At 50.8% G+C, this 21,456-nt stretch carries 21 protein-coding genes and 1 pseudogene; 11 read left to right on the forward strand and 11 right to left on the reverse strand.

The features are described from left to right. Positions 1-116 precede the first annotated feature (116 nt). From FT643_RS18410 to yrfG, 6 genes and pseudogenes are all read right to left on the reverse strand, one after another. Positions 117-866, reverse strand: coding sequence for a HoxN/HupN/NixA family nickel/cobalt transporter (locus FT643_RS18410; protein ID WP_156872884.1), 750 nt, complete (start codon positions 864-866; stop codon positions 117-119). Continuing rightward, the gene (locus FT643_RS18415) at positions 866-2,032 is read right to left on the reverse strand and encodes a methyltransferase (protein ID WP_198043673.1); all 1,167 of its coding nucleotides are present in this window, start codon (positions 2,030-2,032) and stop codon (positions 866-868) included. The genes FT643_RS18410 and FT643_RS18415 overlap by 1 nt, the downstream gene beginning before the upstream one ends. Positions 2,033-2,142: 110 nt before the next feature. After that, positions 2,143-3,699, reverse strand: a pseudogene (locus FT643_RS18420) (phosphoenolpyruvate carboxykinase); the annotation flags it as partial. A gap of 416 nt (positions 3,700-4,115) precedes the next feature. Beyond that, positions 4,116-5,012 carry an Hsp33 family molecular chaperone HslO gene (gene hslO, locus FT643_RS18425; RefSeq protein WP_156872887.1) on the reverse strand — a complete coding sequence of 299 codons (897 nt, stop codon included), beginning with the start codon at positions 5,010-5,012 and terminating at the stop codon, positions 4,116-4,118. A gap of 1 nt (position 5,013) precedes the next feature. Next, the gene (gene hslR, locus FT643_RS18430; RefSeq protein ID WP_156872888.1) at positions 5,014-5,421 is read right to left on the reverse strand and encodes a ribosome-associated heat shock protein Hsp15; all 408 of its coding nucleotides are present in this window, start codon (positions 5,419-5,421) and stop codon (positions 5,014-5,016) included. A 411-nt stretch (positions 5,422-5,832) separates the two neighbouring features. Next, a complete protein-coding gene (gene yrfG / locus FT643_RS18435; RefSeq protein WP_156872889.1) occupies positions 5,833-6,492 on the reverse strand; it encodes a GMP/IMP nucleotidase in 660 nt (219 codons plus the stop codon). Between the two features lie 79 nt (positions 6,493-6,571). On the opposite strand from yrfG, the gene nudE reads away from it, so the two are divergent. The 4 genes from nudE (at position 6,572) to FT643_RS18455 (ending at position 11,389) form a co-directional block, all read left to right on the forward strand. Then, positions 6,572-7,123, forward strand: a complete 552-nt coding sequence (nudE, locus tag FT643_RS18440) for an ADP compounds hydrolase NudE (RefSeq protein ID WP_156872890.1) — start codon at positions 6,572-6,574, stop codon at positions 7,121-7,123. A 3-nt stretch (positions 7,124-7,126) separates the two neighbouring features. After that, a complete protein-coding gene (gene cysQ, locus FT643_RS18445) occupies positions 7,127-7,951 on the forward strand; it encodes a 3'(2'),5'-bisphosphate nucleotidase CysQ (protein ID WP_156872891.1) in 825 nt (274 codons plus the stop codon). 138 nt (positions 7,952-8,089) lie between these two features. Beyond that, on the forward strand, positions 8,090-8,731 hold the full coding sequence (locus FT643_RS18450; RefSeq protein WP_156872892.1) for a glutathione S-transferase family protein: 642 nt from the start codon (positions 8,090-8,092) through the stop codon (positions 8,729-8,731). Between the two features lie 735 nt (positions 8,732-9,466). Continuing rightward, entirely contained in the window at positions 9,467-11,389 is a 1,923-nt protein-coding gene (locus FT643_RS18455; protein ID WP_198043675.1) for a hypothetical protein, read from the forward strand. 67 nt (positions 11,390-11,456) lie between these two features. Here the strand turns inward: FT643_RS18455 and FT643_RS18460 are convergent, their stop codons facing one another. Then, positions 11,457-12,041: a DUF4136 domain-containing protein gene (locus FT643_RS18460; RefSeq protein ID WP_156872894.1), complete on the reverse strand. Its 585-nt coding sequence runs from the start codon at positions 12,039-12,041 to the stop codon at positions 11,457-11,459. Positions 12,042-12,222: 181 nt separating this feature from the next. On the opposite strand from FT643_RS18460, the gene FT643_RS18465 reads away from it, so the two are divergent. The 4 genes from FT643_RS18465 to FT643_RS18480 all read left to right on the forward strand — a co-directional run bounded on the left by FT643_RS18465 (position 12,223) and on the right by FT643_RS18480 (position 18,526). Then, positions 12,223-13,743 (forward strand): DUF2868 domain-containing protein, encoded by a 1,521-nt coding sequence (locus FT643_RS18465; RefSeq protein WP_156872895.1) that lies wholly within the window; start codon positions 12,223-12,225, stop codon positions 13,741-13,743. Beyond that, positions 13,740-15,125: a GTPase/DUF3482 domain-containing protein gene (locus FT643_RS18470; protein WP_156872896.1), complete on the forward strand. Its 1,386-nt coding sequence runs from the start codon at positions 13,740-13,742 to the stop codon at positions 15,123-15,125. Before FT643_RS18465 ends, FT643_RS18470 begins: the two co-directional genes overlap by 4 nt. A gap of 230 nt (positions 15,126-15,355) precedes the next feature. Beyond that, positions 15,356-17,362, forward strand: a complete 2,007-nt coding sequence (locus tag FT643_RS18475; RefSeq protein WP_156872897.1) for a TonB-dependent receptor domain-containing protein — start codon at positions 15,356-15,358, stop codon at positions 17,360-17,362. A 36-nt stretch (positions 17,363-17,398) separates the two neighbouring features. Then, positions 17,399-18,526, forward strand: a complete 1,128-nt coding sequence (locus tag FT643_RS18480; protein ID WP_156872898.1) for a PepSY-associated TM helix domain-containing protein — start codon at positions 17,399-17,401, stop codon at positions 18,524-18,526. Here the strand turns inward: FT643_RS18480 and FT643_RS18485 are convergent. The 3 genes from FT643_RS18485 to FT643_RS18495 form a co-directional block, all read right to left on the reverse strand. Further along, positions 18,523-18,864 (reverse strand): hypothetical protein, encoded by a 342-nt coding sequence (locus FT643_RS18485; protein ID WP_156872899.1) that lies wholly within the window; start codon positions 18,862-18,864, stop codon positions 18,523-18,525. The genes FT643_RS18480 and FT643_RS18485 overlap by 4 nt on opposite strands. Continuing rightward, positions 18,864-19,442 carry a hypothetical protein gene (locus FT643_RS18490; RefSeq protein ID WP_156872900.1) on the reverse strand — a complete coding sequence of 193 codons (579 nt, stop codon included), beginning with the start codon at positions 19,440-19,442 and terminating at the stop codon, positions 18,864-18,866. The genes FT643_RS18485 and FT643_RS18490 overlap by 1 nt, the downstream gene beginning before the upstream one ends. A 146-nt stretch (positions 19,443-19,588) precedes the next feature. Then, entirely contained in the window at positions 19,589-19,789 is a 201-nt protein-coding gene (locus tag FT643_RS18495; RefSeq protein WP_156872901.1) for a hypothetical protein, read from the reverse strand. A 221-nt stretch (positions 19,790-20,010) separates the two neighbouring features. Here FT643_RS18495 and FT643_RS18500 point away from each other — a divergent pair, with 221 nt between their 5' ends. Further along, positions 20,011-20,127 (forward strand): hypothetical protein, encoded by a 117-nt coding sequence (locus FT643_RS18500; RefSeq protein ID WP_317622067.1) that lies wholly within the window; start codon positions 20,011-20,013, stop codon positions 20,125-20,127. Here FT643_RS18500 and FT643_RS18505 read toward each other — a convergent pair. Then, complete coding sequence (locus tag FT643_RS18505; RefSeq protein ID WP_156872902.1) at positions 20,080-20,280, reverse strand: hypothetical protein; 201 nt, start codon at positions 20,278-20,280, stop codon at positions 20,080-20,082. The two genes, FT643_RS18500 and FT643_RS18505, sit on opposite strands and share 48 nt — an antisense overlap. 111 nt (positions 20,281-20,391) lie before the next feature. On the opposite strand from FT643_RS18505, the gene FT643_RS18510 reads away from it, so the two are divergent. Both FT643_RS18510 and FT643_RS18515 read left to right on the forward strand, forming a co-directional pair. Then, a complete protein-coding gene (locus FT643_RS18510) occupies positions 20,392-20,724 on the forward strand; it encodes a hypothetical protein (RefSeq protein ID WP_156872903.1) in 333 nt (110 codons plus the stop codon). 15 nt (positions 20,725-20,739) lie between these two features. Next, positions 20,740-21,231, forward strand: coding sequence for a hypothetical protein (locus tag FT643_RS18515; protein WP_156872904.1), 492 nt, complete (start codon positions 20,740-20,742; stop codon positions 21,229-21,231). Positions 21,232-21,456 lie beyond the last annotated feature (225 nt).

Here is a 21,456-nt window from a genome sequence, read left to right on the forward strand (position 1 = left end):
CGTAATTCCAGCGCAATCTAGGGTGCCGTGCCGGGTTGGGGGTCTTTAGTGGACTTTGCAAGGCGGTATTGGTCTCGATGAACGGTCCGTCTGCAGAATGACCCCCACTGGTTGATTCAGGAGTGTGTCAGTAACATCAGGCCAATCCCCGAGGTGATGACGCCGATTCCGATTTGCAGTCCGTGGTGCAAACGGCCCATGTGTTTTGACGTCAGGCTCAGCGGGATGGATATAATCAGTGAAAATACCAGCATACCGAGAATGGAGCCGGCGCCGAACAGCAGGATATAAAGAACACCGGTGGCGGCGGATTCCACCTGATCCACAAATAGCAGCACCAGGGCGGCGGAGCCGGCCATACCGTGCAGCAGTCCCATGGAAAGGGCGCGTAGCGGCCAGCTTTTCGGGTGCAGGTGATCATGGGGTTTTTGTGAATGGGCGGCGGCAGGCCGGATCGAGCCGGTTAGTGTTAAAGACGGCGGCGCACCGGGTTCTTCCGCGCCGGTTTGCTCGTGGGAGTGCGCGTGAAAATGGACGATGCCATCCGGATGTTTGTGGGTGTGAAAGTGGACGCGGGATTTGCGGGCACGGCGTAACACGTCGATTCCCAGCACGATCATCATGGCGCCCACAGCCATCTCCAGCCCGGAAGCGACTTGTTGCGGAATCAGCTGATCGCTCCAGAGTACGATTGAGCCGATTAGCAGCAGCGTGAGGCTATGGCCAATACCCCAGGCGAAACCCTGACGGATCATCTGGCTTCTGGAGGGGTGGGTGCTCACCAGTGAGGCGACCGTCGCAATATGATCTGCCTCTAAAGCGTGGCGGACCCCCAATAAAAAACCCACAAAAAGCAGACTGACCATTAATGCCCCTTGGTACGCGCACTGAGTACCACAAATTTTTTATTACTGCCGACCAAGGTGACCTGATCAAAATAGCGTTTGAGGTGGTCATGGTAATCCAGATGGCGGTTGCCGACCACAACGAACTCACCACCCGGAGCCAGTTGAGAGCGTGCATCTCGGAACATGCGGTTGGCAATATTGTCATCCACATGGGTGCCGGCATGAAACGGGGGGTTGCACAGAATCAGGTCTGCTGTTGCCGGTAAGTGATTTAGGCCATCCGCATTGATCAGGTTGAAGGTATTCTTCAAGCCACTGGCGGCAATGGATTGTTGGGCGCTTTTCAGAGCCAGGTAGGATTCATCCACCATACTGATCTGTGCCTGCGGATTTTTCCAGGCAGCGTAGCAGCCTAATGCGCCATTTCCGCAGCCCAAGTCCACAATGTGTTGCTGACCTTGGCTTTCATTGCAACTGGCAGGAAAGTTTTCCAGCAGGATGCGGGTGCCGATATCCAGCTTTTGTTGTGAGAATACACTGGCGTAATTGATGAGTTGAAGCGGGGTGTTTTCGATACCGTATTGGATCGGCTCGGGAGCCGCACCCTTCAGCGCAGCATCGAAGCGGGCGTGTATCCGGCGTGCCTTCTTCTCCGCCCTTGAGGTTCGGGTCGGGCCGATCAAGCGTTCAAAACATTGGATCATGGAAGTGCTGAGGTGTTTGACCATGGCGGCACCGATAATTTGTGTATCGGCGTGCAGGTGCGGTCGTAACCGGCACAATTGGTATTCCAGTAACGACAAGGTTTTAGGCACTTTAATCAGAACCAGATCGTACTTTCCCTGGGGCTGTTCCGTAGACACAATCCATGTCGATTCATCAAACGGCAGTCCATTGCGCTGCAGGTTTTGCAGTAATGCCAGGCGGCTGCAATAACTGTCGTTCCAGCTGTGCGGTTGCCATTGGTGCAGGCAGGTTGCCAGTGCGCCTGCGGCATCGTTTATCAACAAAACCCTGGGTTGTGCGTCAGTCTGGTCGGCGCAATGTTTCAGCAGCATCTCATCGGCGGCGTTCCAGGCCTGTAAAGGTGATTTCGGATGGAAATGGCGGGTTTGCAGTTTGAATTCACCGAAGGGGCAGGAGAACACCGGGGTCACACTGGTAGAGTTGGATTCGTTTGTCATTGGCTGGGTAAAATCCCGAACAGAAAGGGTATCTGTTGATAAAAAGAAAATGCGAAAAAAAACCGCTGCGGGCGGGCCCGCAACGGTCTTCATTTTTTCAACGCCGGATATTAATCCAGTTTGGGGCCCGCATTGCGGATCTCGTCAGAAACTTCGCTGTATTTCTCGAAGTTTTTGTTGAACAGCTCGGCCAGGTGTTTGGCACGCTCATGATAAGCGTCTTTATCGGCCCAGGTATTCTGCGGGATCAGCAGCTCAGGGTTAACACCGGGAACGTCAACGGGCACATCCAGATTCAGCACATCGATATGACGGGTGTCGATATTGTCCAGCGCGCCGCTCAGAATGGCAGTAATAACGCCGCGGGTGGTGGGAATATCAAAACGCTTGCCTTCACCGTAAGGGCCGCCGGTCCAGCCGGTATTCACCAGGTACACTTTAGAATCAAACTCTTCAATGCGTTTGATCAGCAGCTCGGCATACTCGCCGGCAGGGCGCGGGAAGAACGGGGCGCCGAAACAGGTCGAAAATGTGGTTTTGATGCCGGCATCGGAACCCATTTCAGTGGAACCAACCAGTGCCGTGTAGCCACTCAGGAAGTGGTAGGCAGCAGCTTGGTTGTTAAGGCGGGAAACCGGAGGGATAACGCCGTTCAAGTCGCAGGTCAGGAAGATAACGTGCTTGGGTTCACCGGCGCTGTTTTCGATCACCCGCTTTTCGATGTTTTCCAGCGGATAAGCGGCACGGGTGTTCTGGGTCAGTGAACAATCTTCGTAATCCGGGATACGGTTGTCGTCCATTACGACGTTTTCCAGAACGGCTCCGAAGCGGATGGCGTCCCAAATAACCGGCTCGTTTTTCTGGCTCAGGTCGATACATTTGGCGTAGCAGCCGCCTTCCAGATTGAATACGGCGCCCTTCGCCCAGCCGTGTTCGTCGTCACCAATCAAATAACGGTCAGGGTCAGCGGACAATGTGGTCTTGCCAGTGCCGGACAGGCCGAAGAATAAGGCAACGCCGCCGTCCTCGCCCACGTTAGAGGAGCAGTGCATAGGCAATACGGATTTCTCTGGTAGCAGGAAGTTTTGTACAGAGAACATGGCCTTCTTCATTTCACCAGCGTAACGCATACCGGCGATCAGCACTTTACGTGCAGCGAAGTTAAGGATGACACAGCCGTCACTGTTGGTGCCATCGCGCTCGGGATCACACTCGAATGTGGGAGCGTGCAGAATTTCCCAGGGCTCTTTGGTTTTTGGATTCCACTTTTCGGGAATGATGAACAGGCAACGACCGAACAGGTTGTGCCATGCGGTCTGGGTGGTCACCTTAACGGCAATATAGTGATCGGCATCGGCGCCGACGTGCAGGTTGGAGATGAACTGGTCGTCGTGAGAAACGTGCTCTGCAACCCGGCTCCACAGTGCGTCAAATTTATCGGCCGGGAAAGGACGGTTAACAGGACCCCAGTGAATCAGTTCGCTGGTGCCGGGTTCTTCAACGATGTAACGATCCATCGGAGAACGGCCGGTGCGGGCACCGGTGTTGGCAACAAAGGCACCGTTGGCAGCCAGTTGTCCTTCACCACGTTTGATGGCTTGTTCGATCAGAAACGTGCTGCTCGGATCAGTATAAATCTCTGGGGCGTTTGACATTTTTCCTATGACCTCACTGTATCGGCTTGTGGCCGAACTTTACTAACTTATGAAATGAAAGCTGTATGGCTATCGTTATGAGATAACGTTGCCGCCGGCTTGACCGCGGCGGTTGCTTCTCAAGAGCAGGAGAATACTGGGCTGCACCCATGACAGACCAGTGAAGCCTCTCCAGGAATGTATCTTTTGGACGGGAGAGGTTGGTTTCTGTCCCCTGGGCCCTGCTCAATCTTAACGCCAGCCCGAATTTGAGCCGCGAATTATGGCAAATTTCATGCTAAAACGCTAAGCCTTTCCACCCCTGGCTGGAAAGCGGCACTTTGTGTCGTTTTGTTCCTCTTTGTAATTGTTGGGAAATGCCCTGTTCAGACGACATTGCCGGTCAACCCGAATGGAAGCTAAGCATCTGTTTTTAAATAACATACTGACTAATTTAAGGGGGAGTTTTCGGGCTTGGGTACGACGACACTATCCTGAAAAAACAAGGCGACATCGACGCTGTCGAACACATAGCGTTCATTGCAAAACTGACAGGTTACGTCGACTTTTCCCTGTTCTGCAAGAATGCTGTCCAATTCTTCTTTACCTAACTGTATAAGTGCATTGACAGTGCGCTCGCGGGAGCAGGTGCATTGAAATACAACCGGCTCAGACGCAAACAACTGTACCGTTTCTTCATGGAACAGCCGGTACAAAATGGTAGCGCAATCCAGATTCAGCAACTCTTCTGCGGTCAGGGTTCTGGCCAGGCTGGTGACCCGGTCCCATTCATCCTTTAGCGCTTCCGGGTCCGGCTTTTCGCCGGAGTGAGCGGGCAACACCTGAAGCAGCAAGCCGCCCGCGCGGTTATTACCGTGGAATAACTGGATCTGGGTTTTGAGTTGTTCCGAATGCTGGAAGTAATGTTCGAGGCACTGAGACAGGTTGTTTCCATCCAGAGGCACTACACCTTGATAGCGCTCACCGTTCAGGGGAGTAATCGTGATCGACAGGGTGGATTGGCCCAGCATGGCCCGAAAACTCATCGCGGTGGTATCCCCATCCCAGCGCGCAATAGCCCGCAATTTGTGGTCATGGGTGCACTCCACCGTGAGCAGGCTGACAACGCCGGTGCCGCGAGCCTGAATGGTCATGGCGCCTTCGAATTTTAAGGTGGCGGTCAATAGCGTGGCAGCCGCCATCATCTCGCCCAGTATGGCCTGGATTTCCAGCGGATAGTCGTGCTTTGCGATTACTGTCTGAAAACTGCTGTCCAGCAGTGTCCACTGTCCCCTGACGCCACTGTCATTGATGATAAATCGTTGACTGATATCATTATTACTCATGCTAATCACTCTGCTGCTGTCTGAATTGAAGCATTTGCCTGCGCTGTTTTTTGTTGGGGCGGTTTTCAGTGTGGGGGGTGGATGCGCCCAGTGCTTTGCGTTGTTCTGCCATTAAGCGGCGCTTCTCCAGGCTTGCGGCGGTTTCGTCATAGAGTGTGGCGGCCAGTGTGGCGTTGCCCCGGCGATCGCTGAGACGGGTGACCACCACTTCTTTTTCATCCATACCCTGGCGCAGCCGGATGAGCGCGCCCACGGCGACCTCTTTGCTGGCTTTCACCCGGTGCCCCTCATAGTGAACTTTGCCACCATCGATCATGTCTTTGGCGATGGTGCGGGTCTTGTAAAAGCGGGCAGCCCATAACCATTTGTCCAAACGGACTTTGCTATCGTTATCGTGTGGTTGCTTCATCAGTATTACAGCGTTGGAGACCGGAATCCGCATTATAAAGGGTTTTGAAAAGACGTGCTGCAACGGATAGGGGAGAATGCTTTGAAAGGCGGGAAACGGTGGCAATGCTCTGGAAAGCAGGCAAAAAAAGGGGCGCCAGAGGGGGCGCCCAAGTATCGACTACACAACTCAAATTTAATCTCGAACCAAGATAAATAGCTATCTGTGGTGTTGCCATTGCTGGCTGTACCGGCCTGAATCAAGGCACCTCAAAGGGGTAACTAAGAGTGCGTTAAACATTTGTGCGATGACTCAATGTCGGTACGAGGGAGAGTATAGGGCGGCATTTTATTTATTGAATAAGTCATTGGCCGCAGAAGCCACTTGATGGTGTTTTTTGTCCATAATTCCCGCGAGCAGAAAGGAAATAGATTATATTTCGGGCGGGAAGATCGAGCTGAAGCAGTCCAAGCCGATAAATTCCTCGGTGTTCATGGAACCGTTCTGGCTATCCGGCTGCTGTACTCCCAATGTATACCCGATGCCGGCGTTGCGGGCAGAACGCAGAACCGCCAGGCTATCGTCTATTAACAGGGTGCGCGGATAGTCGAAATGCACCACTTCGTGCAAGCGGGACCAGAAGTTGGGGTGCTCCTTGGGCAGGCCGAAGTCGTGGGAGCTGAACATGCCGTCGAAGTGCGTATGCAGCGGAATCTGTTGCATCTTCAGATCCAGGCTGCCGCGGTGCGCATTGGTGACCAGCACGGCTTTGCGGCCGGATTGCCTGACTTTTTCCAGAAACTGAATGGCATTCGGTCGCAGCCCAATCAGGTGTTTGACCTGATTTTTTAGTGCCACGATGTCCAGGCCGGTATGGGCACTCCAGAAATCCAGGCAATACCAGTTCAGCGTGCCGCGGTGCTGGCTAAATTGCGCGAACAGTTGGGTTTTTGATTCATCAAGGCTAATATGCTTGGCTTCTGCGTACTGTTGCGGCAGATAGTGCAGCCAAAAATAGTTATCGAAATACAGATCCAGCAATGTGCCGTCCATATCCAGTAATACGGTGTCGATGTTGTCCCAATTGATCATGGATGAGGTGCAATCCTGTTTACGTTGAACGAAAGTATCATTGAACTGAATAATTTAGATGCGATGTCGAGTAACCATTATGCCGGATAATCCTATCATATTGAGCCGTGAAATCGTGGCAGAAAGCCGCCTGTTCGGGGTCGAGCGCCTAGCGTTGCGCTTTTCCAACGGTGAGGAACGGGTGTATGAACGTTTGCGTACGCCTTCTATACCCGCGGTGTTGATCGTAGCGGTTAAAGAAAATGGCAATGTCGTTCTGATCCGCGAATATTGCTGCGGCACCGGTCGGTATGAATTGACGTTGCCCAAAGGCGCAATGGATCACCCGGGTGAAGCGGTTTTTGAAGCGGCTAATCGAGAGTTAATGGAAGAGGCGGGTTACGGTGCTCATTCCCTTACGGAGTTGAAGGCGCTGTCATTGTCGCCTGCCTATATGGGCCATATGATTCACATCGTGTTGGCACAGGACCTGTATCCGAAAACATTGCCCGGCGATGAGCCCGAGCCGCTGGAAGTAGTGGAGCACCCGCTGGAAGATATTGAGAGTTTGTTAGCAATGGATGATTTTACTGAAGCCCGCGCGCTCGCGGCGCTTTATATGGCCCGAGATATTTATCGAAAAAGGAAGTAATCCATGAGTGATTTCGTAAGCAAAACATTAATAGAACAAGTGTTAAAAATTGCCGAATCGGCAGGTGATGCGATTAAGGTGGTTTATGATCGTGATCGTCCGGTGGAAATTGAAACCAAGAAAGACGACAGTCCGGTGACAGAGGCAGATCACGCCGCGCATCACATTATCGTGGATCAGCTGCGCGCCCTAACACCGGACATCGCTGTTTTTTCAGAGGAGTCAGAAGCAATTCCATTTAGTGAGCGGAAGCAGTGGCAGCGTTACTGGCTGGTTGATCCGCTGGACGGCACCAAAGAATTTATCAACCGTACCGGCGAGTTCACCGTGAATATCGCTTTGGTAGAAGATAACCAACCGGTGCTGGGCGTGGTGACTGTACCGTTAAAAGATCAGGCTTATGTCGGCGCGAAAGGTGTGGGTTCCTATAAGGTGGACAAAGGCACCTGGAATAAAATCACAGTGCGTGCTGTGGAGAACAAGGAATTGGTGGTAGTGGGAAGCCGTCGTCATGGCGCCGAAAAACTCACAAAGCTGATGCAGCAACTGGAGACCGATGGTTATAAAACCGACATGACCAGCATGGGGAGTTCGCTCAAATTTTGCCTGATTGCAGAAGGTAAAGCCGACTTTTATCCGCGCTTGGCTCCCACCAGTGAATGGGATACCGCAGCCGCCCAGGCCGTGCTTATGGAAGCCGGTGGTCGTGTGGTAACCACGGATTTCAAACCCCTGACCTATAACCGCGAAGACAGTGTGTTGAATCCGGAATTTTACGCGTTGGGCGCGCCGGAAATTGATTGGCAGGGGTTGCTGCAAGCGAACTGATTTTCAGTGTTGGCTTAAACGAAACGCAAGCGAAAAAGCAGGGCGGATTTACCACCCTGCTTTTTTATTCTCCTGATTCGCCGGATTTGGTTATAACGACTACTATGTATAAAACCGAAAATCACCAGGAGCGAATCCATGGATCTCTACTTCGCCTATCTTTCCACATACTCTCAAAAAACGTTGCTGGGTTTGTATGAGCGAGGAGTGGAATTTACACCTCACCTTGTGGACCTTACTGATCCCGACGCCCGCGCTGAATATCACAAGTTGTACCCGTTCGGAAAGGTACCGCTCCTGATTCGTGAAGATGGACGTATGATTCCGGAGTCGAGCATTATTCTGGAATACATTGATACCAGCACCGACGGTGGCCCATTCCTAATTCCGAAGGATCCCGAGTTGAGCCGGCGAGTGCGTTTTCTGGATCGCATGTGTGATTTGTACCTGAACGACCCCGTTGTCAGTCTGATATTCGAAAGCTGGAAACCGACAGAACAACAGAACCTGGAAATGATGCAGAAAGCCAGTGAAAAAATCGGCATCATGTATCGGTTTATGGAAGATCAGTTGCAGGATCGGGAATTTTTGGCTGGCGATGCATTTAGCATGGCCGATTGTTCAGCGCTCCCTGTTTTGTATTATGCAAAATCATTTGCGCCCTTTGCGGAATCGCCCAATATCCAGTCTTACTGGGATCGTCAATCCAAGCGGGATGCTTTTTTGCGGGTAAAAGCAGAGGCGGAACCCTATATCACCGCGGTGATGGGGGAGCGTTAATCCAGGTTTAAAAAAAACCCAAGCAAAACGTACACGCCTGGGTGATATGGGTGATGGCAACCCAAGACTAAGTCAAAAATTTCGTAAGAAAACACCGGCGCATTGCACTACGGTCGCTGCGGGCTCCCATAGCCTGCTCCTAGCGTCGAGCCCCTTTTGTTTTATTTTCTGATTGGATAATGCCGAGCTGTCGGCGTTGATAACCTGCGGACGGATTGCGGGTGGTATTCTGGATTGCGTTCATGGTTGCGGCCTTTATTGTTTTTGTTGTTGTCGGGTCTTGCGACAGGACGAACGCTGCGTATGCAGATTCGTTCACTGCATCTTTAGGATGGCTGATGATATCCAGAAGTCGAGGGGATTGGGATTGATGTTGATACCGATTTAGTCGAGTGGCCTACTCAGTGATGCGGCATGGCCGGAAGATCCGCATAATCTGCTTTAGACTATTTAATTAATGAAATCAGAATCTTGCATTCGTCATACTCTAATGACCTTATTAATGTGCTTGCCTTGAAAACGTTACCCGCCTTTAGTTGTCTGTCATGTGACTCTTCTGACCAATTTAAATTGGACGAATGTGCCATTTTTGTGGCGTAATCTATTCAAAAAGACAAACCGATTCTGTGTTCAACACAGTTTCCCGGCATCCCGACTCAAGTGGGAAGCGGTTGTGAAAAAAGAGGAAACGCCATGCATTCCGGTGAGGGAAGTATCAGGATTACTTCCGGATTCTTGAGACGACTTACGCTGTCCTATCGAGCGGGACTGGCCGTGGTTTTATTGGTCGCACTGATTACCCATTTGCCGTTTTCCTCCGGTGTATTTTCCACTGACGATTACATGATCCGTAGTATGGTGACCGGTGATGCGGCGCTGTATGAGAAGGGGTTCAGCAAGGTTGATCCGGATAAATCGGTGTGGCAGGGGGTGATGGACGCTTTTCATTTCTATTCTCCTGCCGCCGGCACTCTGCACGAATACAAACAGTATGGCAATCTACCCTGGTGGTCCGGTGATGAAGCGCAGATGAACCCCTGGCGACCGGTATCGGCCCTGACCCATTGGGTTGATTACCAGATTGCGCCCGAATCCGCCCAGTTCCAAATTTTCCATACCCTGTTATACGTTTTATTGTTCGCCTATTGCGGTTATCGCCTGTTCTGGCGTTTGTCGAACCAGTCTTCCATAGCCGTGTTGGCGACTTTGATGTTGGTGGTCGACTTCAGTCACCTGATGAATTTTAACTGGATCTCCGCCCGCAATGTGTTCGTTGCCGGTGCGCTTGGTTGTGCCACACTGGAACAATTTATTGTGTGGCGCACGCAGCACAGGCCGATGGCTTTGCCGGCGTCGTTGGTGCTGTTCGCTCTGGGGCTACTCAGTGCAGAGAGCAGTGTGGCTGTCGGTGGTTACGTGCTGGCGTATTTGGTGATTGTGGAGCGCAACGGTGTTAGATCCGTAGTAACCGGGATGCTGCCCTATGCCGCGTTAGTGTTGTTGTGGCGGGGTGTTTATAGCTCTCTGGATTATGGTGCCAGCGGTATAAGTTTATACATTGATCCCGGGCGTACACCGTTCGATTTTTTGGTGTCATTGCTGCAGACACTGCCCCTACGATACGCATCGGTGATACTGACGTTGGACAGTGCGGTTGCAACCCTGTCCCCTCTGCTGCAGGTTTGGGTTTCCCTGGGTAGCCTGGTGCTGGTTCTGTGTTGTCTGGTGGCTATTTTACCGCTGTGCCGTTGCAGTCCTAAGGTGCGGTTTATGTTGCTGGGTTCGGTATTGGCGGCGGTTCCTGCCGCCGCCCTGACGACGGTCGGACCGCGCTCCGGTTTGTTTATTGCTGTGGGATTTTTCTGGGTGCTGGCGGTTTGGGTGTTCCAGTTACTGCGTGGTTATTCTTCGGTGTTTGTGAAGAGTCTGGCAGCGTTGGTGCTGGGGCTGCATTTGTTTGTGCCCATGGTGGTGGACGTTCTATACACCTCCGGTCTGGTGCCCGTTGTGTACGTTGATGACCAGCATTTTGATAGCGTTGCCGGGCGTTTGCGAGAGAGTCAGGGTGAGAAATCTTTGGTGGTGGTCAATCCTCCGACACCCAATACACTGTTCTATTTGCCATTTGAGTGGCAGTTGGAGGGTGGCGTGTCGCCCGCTGCCCTGAATATGCTGGCGCCGGGTTTCATTACGTTTGATCTGAAACGGGTGTCGGCACAGGAATTTGAAATTACCAGTCCGGTCGGTCTGCCGATAACTGCAAAGCAAGCGCTGGCGGATTTGAAAGGCAAGCAACCGGCAATGTCGCTGGTTTATACCAGTCAGACATTGCAAGGTTTATTTGTTGCTCCGGATGCGCACTTCCGGCCGGGCCAAACTTTTTCTGCCGGTAATATGAACGTTGAAATCAGCGCGGTCGACGGGGGGCGGGTGGTCGCAATAAAAATCCGCTTTGATAATGACGCCGCTGTGGAGCAGATGATTTGGCAACGATATGACTGGGGTACCCGGGAGTATCGAGTCATGCCGGTGCCCGCGGTGGGGCAGACCCTGCGTTTTAGCGGTCCGCTTGATATTGATGCTTCAGACCCGTTGCAGCTGTGTCTTGATTGTGAAGAGAAAACCGGCGACGTGATTGACCGGGTTGATCACAACTGAATGTCACACAGGGATCTTCATTCAGGCCTCGACACAACCCCCGAGTTCGGTGCCGTTGCTGTTGTTATTATTCCGATTGTGGGGGCAATTCTTCAAACATTCCGGTAATGGCTTGCTGGATTTTTATCTCGTTGTCTTTCGGGTCGCTGTGCACGATGGCTTTGGCGGTACCTTGCCATACCATTTGTTTTTGCTTGGCGTCGATCAGATCCACCAATAATGTACCGTCATCATAGTGGCGCACATAAACGTCGTTGTACCCGCCCCAGGGCGCATACATACCGCCACGGAAACCCATGCCTCCGGGTATGGATTCCACATCGGTCTTTTGCTTCACCGTAGCAGTGAAATTCACCAGCATATCCGGATTTTTTTCGTCATAGGTAAACCCTTTTGCGGTGAGTGCGGCGCGGGTGCCTGCTTTCAGTTTATTGGACAGCAGCGAACCGTATTCGGAGCTATCGGTGCCCAACGGTGAAATATAAGCAAAGGTTTTGTAGCGGGAGATATCCACACCGGGGGCGCTTTGGGTGTGAATGGTAGGCGTACTGGCACAGCCCAGCATCGTTATTGCCATAGCGCCGAGTATCAGGCTGCGGCAAGTTAGTTGGGTTTTCTGTGGCACGCTATTGGACGCTCGTGTGTAGGTCATCTTCTCTGACTCCTGCCGGTAAATAACCGGAACCAAATTAGTCGAGCACTGAAGAAAAGTCTATATCATTCTGACTATGCCGGTGTCCTGCGTGCGGGCGGCTTGCACCGGATACTTCTGCCGTATACTCTTGCCTAACCCTTAATCTGAGTTTTTACGATTCCTGAATTGATGCTTTTAAGTGAAAAATAATCCCGACCTGCGCTGGACTTTCAGCAAAATAATGCAATTCGAAGGTTACCGCCTGCGTGATCAAGGGCAGCCGGAAACCGCACTCGAAGAGCGTGACCGTACTCTCTATCAGAAAGCACCTTTACGGCCATCCGGCCCCCGGGAGGCCTACGCCTATTGGGTTGAGCAGCGCCTGACGCAAGACCCCATCGAACCGGATCCTGGGAAGCTGTTCTCGGCGTCGTATGGGGTGGCGGTGTTTATTATGCTGCTCACCGGGCTGATCAGTGGAGCGTCGATTACCTATGCTGCTCTCTATTACGATGGCTCTGTACCGGTCAATGTGGCGTTGTTTCTGGGCGTAGTGGTGTTACCGCAATTGGTCATGCTGTTTTTTTTACTGCTCACGTTGTTGCTTGCCTTTGCCGGCTCAGCCGTGTTTGCCGGTTGGTATGCGGTTCCGATTCGCCTCGGAACCTGGCTGTTACAAGCGCTATGGGGGAAATTTGGCCACCACATTGCGCTAGCTACAGAAAACAAAGACGATTTGCAAAGCAGCAAACGGGCGCTGGCGGAGGCGGTGGAGCATCACCGGGGGCTTTTCGGCAACCGAGTGTTCCGCTTATTCCAACACGCAGGAATGGCTTTTAATGTGGGCGCGTTGTTGTGTCTTGGCGCGCTGCTGGCCTTTACCGATCGCGCGTTCGGATGGCAGAGTTCACTGACGGATTCTGCAGCAACCATCCACACGATTGTTTCCGCGCTAGCGTTGCCCTGGAGCGGGCTTTTTGGGGAAGGTGTGGGCTATCCGGATCTGCAACAGATCATCGGCTCGCGTATCGTGTTGCGTGAATCCGGTGAGGCGCTACACAGTTACGACCTGTTGTCCTGGTGGCCCTTTCTGGCGCTTTCAGTGGTGCTCTACGGGTTAGTGCCGCGGTTAATAGCCTGGTTGGTTTCCGTGATCCTGGAGTCCAGGTTGCTGGGGTCGTTGGATTTTAGTGGCTACCATTATCAGTCGTTGTGGCGGCGGATGTTATCGATCGAGTTGCGCAGTGCCGGACGGCCTAGCCTGCATAGCCCGGAGAGCAACAAACCGTTAAGAGAAACCCCTGCGCCCAACGGGACACCGCAAGAGGTGTTTGTATTACGTGAATCCCAAAGCCGCTATCAGGATGAATACCTGGATAAATGGCTGAAGCAAATCAGTGGTTTCCAAGGGCATTTCAAAACCGTTGCCGACGTGCGTGCGTGCGCTACTGCCACACAGGGTGAAGCGGATGTGTTTCTTGTCATTGAAGGCTGGCAACCCCCGATCGAGGAAAAACTGGCGGCATTGACGGATTGCGCGGACCTGCTACAGCAAAACAAACAGCGCTTACATCTACTATTGTTAGGCAAGCCGACACCCACTGGGAGTGCCCCCATGACCGATCGTCTGACCGAAGTCTGGCGCAAAAAACTCGAGCAGACCGAAACCAGTCTGTATGTTCACACGGATGCCGTCGACGTGGGCAGAACGGGTACATGAGATCTCATCCACTCATTGCCATTGTCGGCCATCCCAATGAAGGCAAATCGTCGGTGTTATCGACTTTGACCGAGGACGACTCGGTGGTGGTTAACGACTACCCCGGTGAAACCGTGGAGTGTCAATATTTTCCGGTCACCATTAACGGCGAAGTTGTACTGGAGTTGGTGGATACGCCCGGTTTCCAAAATCCGGTCAGAATTCTGCAATGGATGCAGTCGGCCAGGGTGACCGATGACGTTTTATTGCAGGCATTTTTGCAGGAATTCTCTGCTCAGGAAGCGTTCCATCATGATTGCGAACTGATGCAGCCGTTGTTGCAGGGTGCCGCTTTAATTTATGTGGTTGATTGCTCCAGGCCCTTATTGGAAGTGGATCAAGCGGAAATGGAAATCCTGCGCCTGATCAACAAACCGCGGATGGCGGTGATTAATTTTAAAGAGGATGATAAAAGCTATATTGCCGAATGGAAACAAGCATTCCGCCGCCATTTTAATGTGATTCGTGAATTCAATGCCCACCAGGCGCGTTTTCAGGAGCGGCTGGCTTTGCTGCAAACCCTCAAAGCCATTCACCAGGATTGGGAGCAGCCGATTGATATTGCGATTGATGCGTTTCAGAAAGACTGGAATTACCGTCTGGCCATTGTCGCGGAATACATCACCAACTATCTTGAATTTGCCACTCAGCTTAAAGTGGCGCAATCCTATCAGGACGAAGCCGACGCAGACATTGCCCAGGAAAAGGCATTGGAGGAATACCACCGCAAAATTTCCGGGCGCGAGCGTGACTTGTTCGAGGATATACGCAAACGATACCGGCATAACGTGTACGATCTGAAATTTGCTGAGCAGGATATTCTGCGGGAGGATCTGTTTGCCGATAAAACCTGGGAGCTGTTGGGGCTGAGCAAACAACAACTGACCATCGCGGCCACCGGAATGGGCGCAGGGCTAGGTGCGACCCTGGATCTTGCCACCGTCGGCCTGTCCCATGGTTTTTTTACCGCAATGGGTGCGTTAATGGCGGGAGGGAGTGTGTTTTTGAAAGGCAGTGAACTTGCGCGGGTACGGGTGAAACGTTTGCCGCTCGGTGGAACCCGGGTCATTGTCGGTCCTAATCGTAATCCGCAGTTTCCGCTGGTGTTACTGGATCGGGCGATCCTGTTTTTCCGGGAGGTGTCGAGCCACGCCCACGGCAACCGCATTACGGAAAACTCGGAAGACAAACCCCAGGGTGCGTTGCAACAGATTGAAGTTGAACAACAGAAGAAAATCCTTTCCTGCCTGAGCCAATTTGATTCCGCCAGTTCCGGTAAGCGAGAAAGAGCGAGGGCGGATTTGGTGGCGTTATTGAAAATCATTTTACCTGCGCCGGAGTGATTTCTTGCCTTTTTCGTGTCTGAGCCCCTTAGTCTGCACGCAAAATACAACCTTTCCGGCACTGATTTGTATCCATTCCTGCTGCGGGGTTGAATGATCAAGACTGGCTAAACGACTTTTTTGAGACATAAATCTCTATCTAAACGATAACATTTTGCATTAACGACTGTTTGAGCGTAATTTGACCTCCATTCTACTTATTTCAAAGACCAAATTACGCGGGGATTATTATGCAAAACCGGAATCGGTTGGGTGCGCTTGCGCCTATTGGGTTGAAATCAACATCAACGCTGAGTATCAGCAGTGCCCGTCTGGCCTCGTGTGTTTTGCTTTCTCTTACGGGTTCTTACGCGCACGCCGAAGTATTCGAGCTAGAGCCCGTTGTCGTTCAGGGGGATGCTATCCACCCGTCACAAAAAAACCGACACCATGCAGAACAGGCCTTTACTGATCCACGTTCGTCTTCAGCCACCTCCGGTGGGTTGTTGCAAAACCTGAACGAAGTGAATACCGCGGATGCGCTGCGCTTTACTACCACCGGCTTAATTAACACGCCCGGCAGTGATCGTTTTGGCGGGCCGCTCAGCATTCGTACTTTTGGCGATTGGGGGGCTTCCACCTCCATTGACGGCTTACCGGCTGTGAAATTTGCAGACGAAGAAGGCGGCGGCTATTCAAGCAGCCGGATTCCGACCATTGCCATTGATCAGATCGATGTACACAAAGGTGGCCGCGGCGTTCAGTTTGGTAACGGTTCCGATGGTGGTGTATTCCAGACCAATATCAAGTCAGGCCGCGGGTTCAAAAACCACTTTGGCGGTACGCTGGATTTCAGCACCGCAGGGGAATCGATATTACAGCTGGAAGCGGCCAACGGAACGGAAAAATCCGATTACTATGTTGCAGGCAGTGGGCTTTACGGTGACTTCGACGGGACTGACGAGCCGGCCAATCTGGATAAGCAAACCATTGGCAGCTTCGTGGGTAAAGTCGGATTTAATCCCTCGGATGCGACCCGTATCGAGGTGTTGGGAATCTTCAGTAAATCCGATACCGATATGTATCGGAACGGCGACGTAAATAATATCGATTCTGATACGGCTTATGCCTCGGTGAACATGGATCATGCACTCTCGGATACCACCAGCGTTCGCGCCGGTTACCTGCATTCCGATACCGGAACCGTGTGGGAAGCCCGAGGCCGCGACCGTAGTACTAAAATCGACACGCTGTTTGCCGATTATTTTATGGTAACCGAATTGAGCAGCGGAGTTCGTTACTCCGGCAGCGCAGGGATCGAATATAAAATCACAAACACTTTGCGCGACAAACAATGGGACAATACGTTCAACGATCCGGCGCTGAAGTTCACTAACTCGCTGACGTTCAATGAGAATGCCATCGTTACCCTGGGATTACGGAACACCTGGTTTAACAATGACATCGTTCTGAATGACGTAACTCAGGAAGATACCCTGCAGGATGATAGCGTATTCAGTTGGGAGCTGGGCGGAGCCTATTCTGTAGCTGAGTCAACACGATTGCGTGCCAGTGCTGCAACCGGTTATAACCGGTTCTATGAGAAATACGGTAATTTTGGTAGTGATGCTCTGAATCCGGTGGGTGCCGGTGACGAAATCGTAGAATCAGTCAGTTACGAAATTGGCGTTAATCAAGGGTTATCAAAGGGGTTTGTCGATCTTGCGCTCTATACGATTACTCAGGAGAATGTACCAAGACGAGAAAATGGTGCGATCATGAACGTAGAAGTGGAGCAGTCCGGTGTTGAACTGGAAGCACTTTCTAAGCTGACCAAAAAATTAACTTTATCCGCCGGATACAACCATGTATTTGATGTGAAAGCGACCCGCGAAGACGGCACAGATGCGAACGGCAACATCTTTTTTGGTAGTAATGGCGTGAACGTAGCACATCATCAGCTTACATTGCGCTTTGACTACCGTTGGACCGACGTATTCTCTGTATGGGGAGCGGGCATTCACGGCGAACCATTTGAGCGGATCAACGAAGGTGGTGTTACCGAAACCCGTCGCGAGTCTTACGATCGCTTCGATCTGGGGGCTGCATTGTGGGTGTCGGATAATGTCGCAGCCAGAATTCGGGTAGAAAACATTACCGATGAGAAAGACTTTAGCTCGACTCTGGAAGGTGCTGCTATCGATACTGAAGGTAAACTTGGACGTGTATTTTGGGTGGGCGTTGACTTTTCTCTTTAAACTAAACAAAAACAGCATGTAATCTAGGCCAGTTTAATGTTTCGTAAATTATTGAGAATTCACCTCTGGATAGGGATGGCTTTGGCCGTCCCTTTGGTTTTGGTCTGCATTACCGGAGCCTTGCTTGTTTTTGGTGAAGAGCTTCAGGCAGAAGTTGCGCCCGATGAGTGGTACGCAGATACGACAGGTGTGCCATTACCGTTTGAAACTTTGTTGGATCATTTCGAAGAGCAGTTGCCCGGGGTTCCGGTCAATGTGATTGCTGTGGATCAGGCGCAAGGACATGCCTGGAAAATCTGGCTTGGCAACGGAGAGGGGGTGGCAAATGTCGATCCCGTTAGCGGTACAGTGCTGAAACACTATCAACACAATACGACCTTATACGGCTATGTTTTGCAGCTACACCGGTGGTTGCTGGTGCCGGAGGGAGACGCCAGATCCTGGGCGCGCAATGTGATGTCGGTGCTTGCATCTGTTTTTATTCTGCAATCGTTGATGGGGTTCTGGATGTGGATGACCCCGCCACGCCGTATCGACCGCCTTAAAATTTCTTTTCGTGACAGTAACCGTAAAATTATGTCACGTCTTCATTCCATCACCGCTATGGCTGCAGCCGGTGTGCTGATCCTGATTGCGTTTACCGGCATTGGCTTCAACTGGAAAAACACGGTGAAGGGTATTGTCGGCTTTGTTACGTTCAGTGAAGTAGGTGAGCATGAACCGCTTGAAGCAGCTGGGCACGAAGGCATCCGCAATATTGATCAGGCCGTTAAGGTAGCGTTAGAGGAGGTGGGCGGCGGCAAGCTGCTATCAGTAAACGCGCCCAAATCGAATAGCCAGCCAGTGAATGTGCGCATCCAACCTGAGGATGCCTTTAACGCTGAAATTGTTACTCTTGATCCTGTCACTGCCGAAGTATTAAAAGTAAGGCGTGTGGAAGATCTCACTGCCGCAGAATCGTTTTTGGGGATCAGCTATCAGCTGCATATTGGTAACTTTGCCGGGCTTTTGGTGCGCTGGCTGTGGTTGTTGATTTCGCTGATGCCGGTATTTTTTGTTTACAGCGGCATCTGGATTTATCTGAAGCGTACCAAGAGTAAAAGGGTGCGGGCGAAAGAACAGAAGAAAGCGCTGCAGCGGGTCGGTGTTTCCGGCTCTGTTTAATAGGTCGATATTATAATTGCTGATTTCCAGCTTCCCGACACTACGTTGCGGCAGGCTAATCCGTTAAATTTAATCTTTTCATTCTCTAGTCTTTTGCGGACCTGACCAAGTATCTTCTTCAGCCAGCCCTTCACCAGATAACGGGCACCACCCAATAAATCTACCACCAGAGACTTCATATTGTTATTGCATTCAATCAATGCGGCAAATGCATCTTCCACGGCATCAACAGTCTGATCGTTAAAGCTGTTTTTGTAGTTCTGTATTTCGGAGTCGTAGCCATAAATGATTTCAATTACTTCCATAAGATCGTCTTTTTCTTCGGCTGATAATGACATTACAGGCTTACTCCGTTAAGAATCGTGTTCAGAATTTTAGATTCAGACATATCCTTGGTGTAAATCACCGTAATCTGATCGGTAATATCGGTATTCGTCAAAACGATTGCGGATTTCTCCTTTCCGACAGCCCAGTAACCGGTGCCGTTTTTAGTAGAGAAGCGCCGGATTTCAGTGGGGGCAATGGAATCTTTAATGATGTGTTCGCCGGATAACTTTAGATCTTTCACGTAGCTTTCGGGTTCGGGGCCTTTGGTTTTTAATCCGAGCAGATATTCCGGCCAGGTATGCATATTCACCCCGGCGTGTCCGGTGCTGCGGTCCGTTAGTGTCTGGACTGAAAAGTTTGATCCATCGGCGAAGCGAAATACCAAACCATCTGCGCTGGCAACTTTTGCATCACTAAGCACTGAAACCGGAACTCGGATATGTCCGGTTGAGCCCGTTATAAAAGTGGCGGTCGGGACGGTGTGTGCGTCGGGCAAGGTGTATTCCGTAACAACAGAGAAGGCGCTGGTACTGAACAAAATAGCGAATGAAAAAATCACATTTCTGATGCTTCTGTTCCCGGTAGGCATGATATCCCCTTAAGATTGGTCTGATGACCGACAGTATCCATAAAAGCACCGTGGATTTTAGCGCGTTATTGATTAAAGTTCTGTGCGATTTGACCATTTGACCTGGCGGGCGGGGTGAGTGCTTCTTTCAATCTGACTTCATAAATTTATCGATAGCGTTTAATGGCTAATCTTTTATGGCCGGAATGCACAAAGCGTTCAATGTCTTCATGCGCATTATGCAATCCTTGCGGTAGAATTCCACCTTTGATATGACGTTTTTCATGCAGTATTTGTAACATTATCATTGTCGATACCGCTGTGAATCCGACAACGGCTATGGCAATTAATCCGTGCCATGATTCCACGATTATCTCCGTTGTGAAATTTCCTGAATTGAAAGAAACTCGCTTTCAATTCAGGCTGCATAAATGAACTTCAAACTTGAAACGAACTTCAGTAGAACCATTTGCTATTCTGAAATTAGTTTATAGCAGTTATTCTTAATTGAGGTATAAGGCAGTCACTGCTTAGTAAAATTATAAGTGGCAGTCAAACAGGAGCAGATAGGACAGCTCTTGATGCGGGTATAGAGCATGACTTTCCAATCGGGGGAGCGGGTCCAGTCGGACGTATGGCTGAAGACAGACCAATTGATTTAAAGTATCATCTTGAAGAAATTGGCGGTGGCTACAGGGCCAAGTAGCTCCAGGTCATCGGTCACACCCTCGTTGGTGAGATTGTCCAGGATTTGAACTTCTGCGCTGTGTACGTTGGAGGATTTTCTCCCATTGATTCGTTCGCGTTCGCGTTCGATTTCAGCCTGAACTCTCAAATTTTGTTGATCCAAAAAATTCATTTGCTTTGTGTGCTGGCTGTCTACTTCTGTGGCTGTCTACTTCTCTGGCTGTCTACTTCTGTGTACTACTCATCATTAAAATAAAGAGTAACCTTAAAATAAGGAGTAGCCATGGATTGCCCAAGTCTTGATAATCTTGCACTATCAGAAAGAAGTAAGGACACTATTGAAACAATACGGAGTATAAGAGAAGTTGCAAACGTACTGGCTGTCGCCTTGTCGGTTGGTGCAATGCACGATATGTTCGCTGGTAACAGATTTATAGAGGCTTCTGTCAGCGTCTCAACTTATGATTTTGAAGAGTTTGCAAAAACCATGAAGGGTGTGCCAGCTATAGCGCGCAAACGGGTTGAGCAGGAAGCCATGATGGCATTTTTAAACGTGAGCAATTACCAAGAAAAGCAATTCTGGCGCGCCATTTCTGATGGTTGCTCTGTGCATTAGGGAGAAAATTGATAAATGAAGAAAATACTAATCTTGTGTATGGCAATGGTCCTACCTTCGGCTTGTTTAGCGAACGATGACCAGCAACTGGCTAAAATAGCTCTAGAGCAAGCCCAAACAGATCTGGATGCGTATTCAGAAGCGCTGGACGCCTGCAAGAAGTCTGAATCCACCCTGCCCAAAGATATATTCTCAGGGCTTTCGTTAACTCTGGATCAGAAGAAGCTGGTAATGATGTATCATGCCACCAAAGCTAATTATGAATGTGCAAAGCCAGCCATGAATCAGTATTTGGTGAGTGCTTCTATTCTAGCTCACTACGCGCCCGAAAAAGCGGAAGGCCTATCCAAAGGAGGCTCCTTAGTCATTTACGATGCCATTAAAGTGTTTGAGCTGGCACCTCGATATAATGAGCTTCCTGCCGGAACCCGCGAGAAGCTGGGGACAGTAGACGTTTTAAGAAAGCCTTTTAACATCATTTCGAGTGCCGACAATCTAGATATATAGCTTTCGCCTGTTAATTTCTATTGGATACTAAACAGCGTGTTTGAATCTAGATACGACCCCGAAAACGATAGATCCATACTGCTTGGTTTCTTTGGGGGCTATTCCCAACAGCATGATCAGGCAGCCCCGCAATCAGCCAAACGAACTGCGCCAGGACAGTCCAGTAAGGCGCATTGAAACTGTGAATCAAACTGACACTCATCCGTTGCGATACGTTAAACGCCG

It is taken from the genome of Ketobacter sp. MCCC 1A13808, assembly GCF_009746715.1.
GTDB lineage: Bacteria > Pseudomonadota > Gammaproteobacteria > Pseudomonadales > Ketobacteraceae > Ketobacter.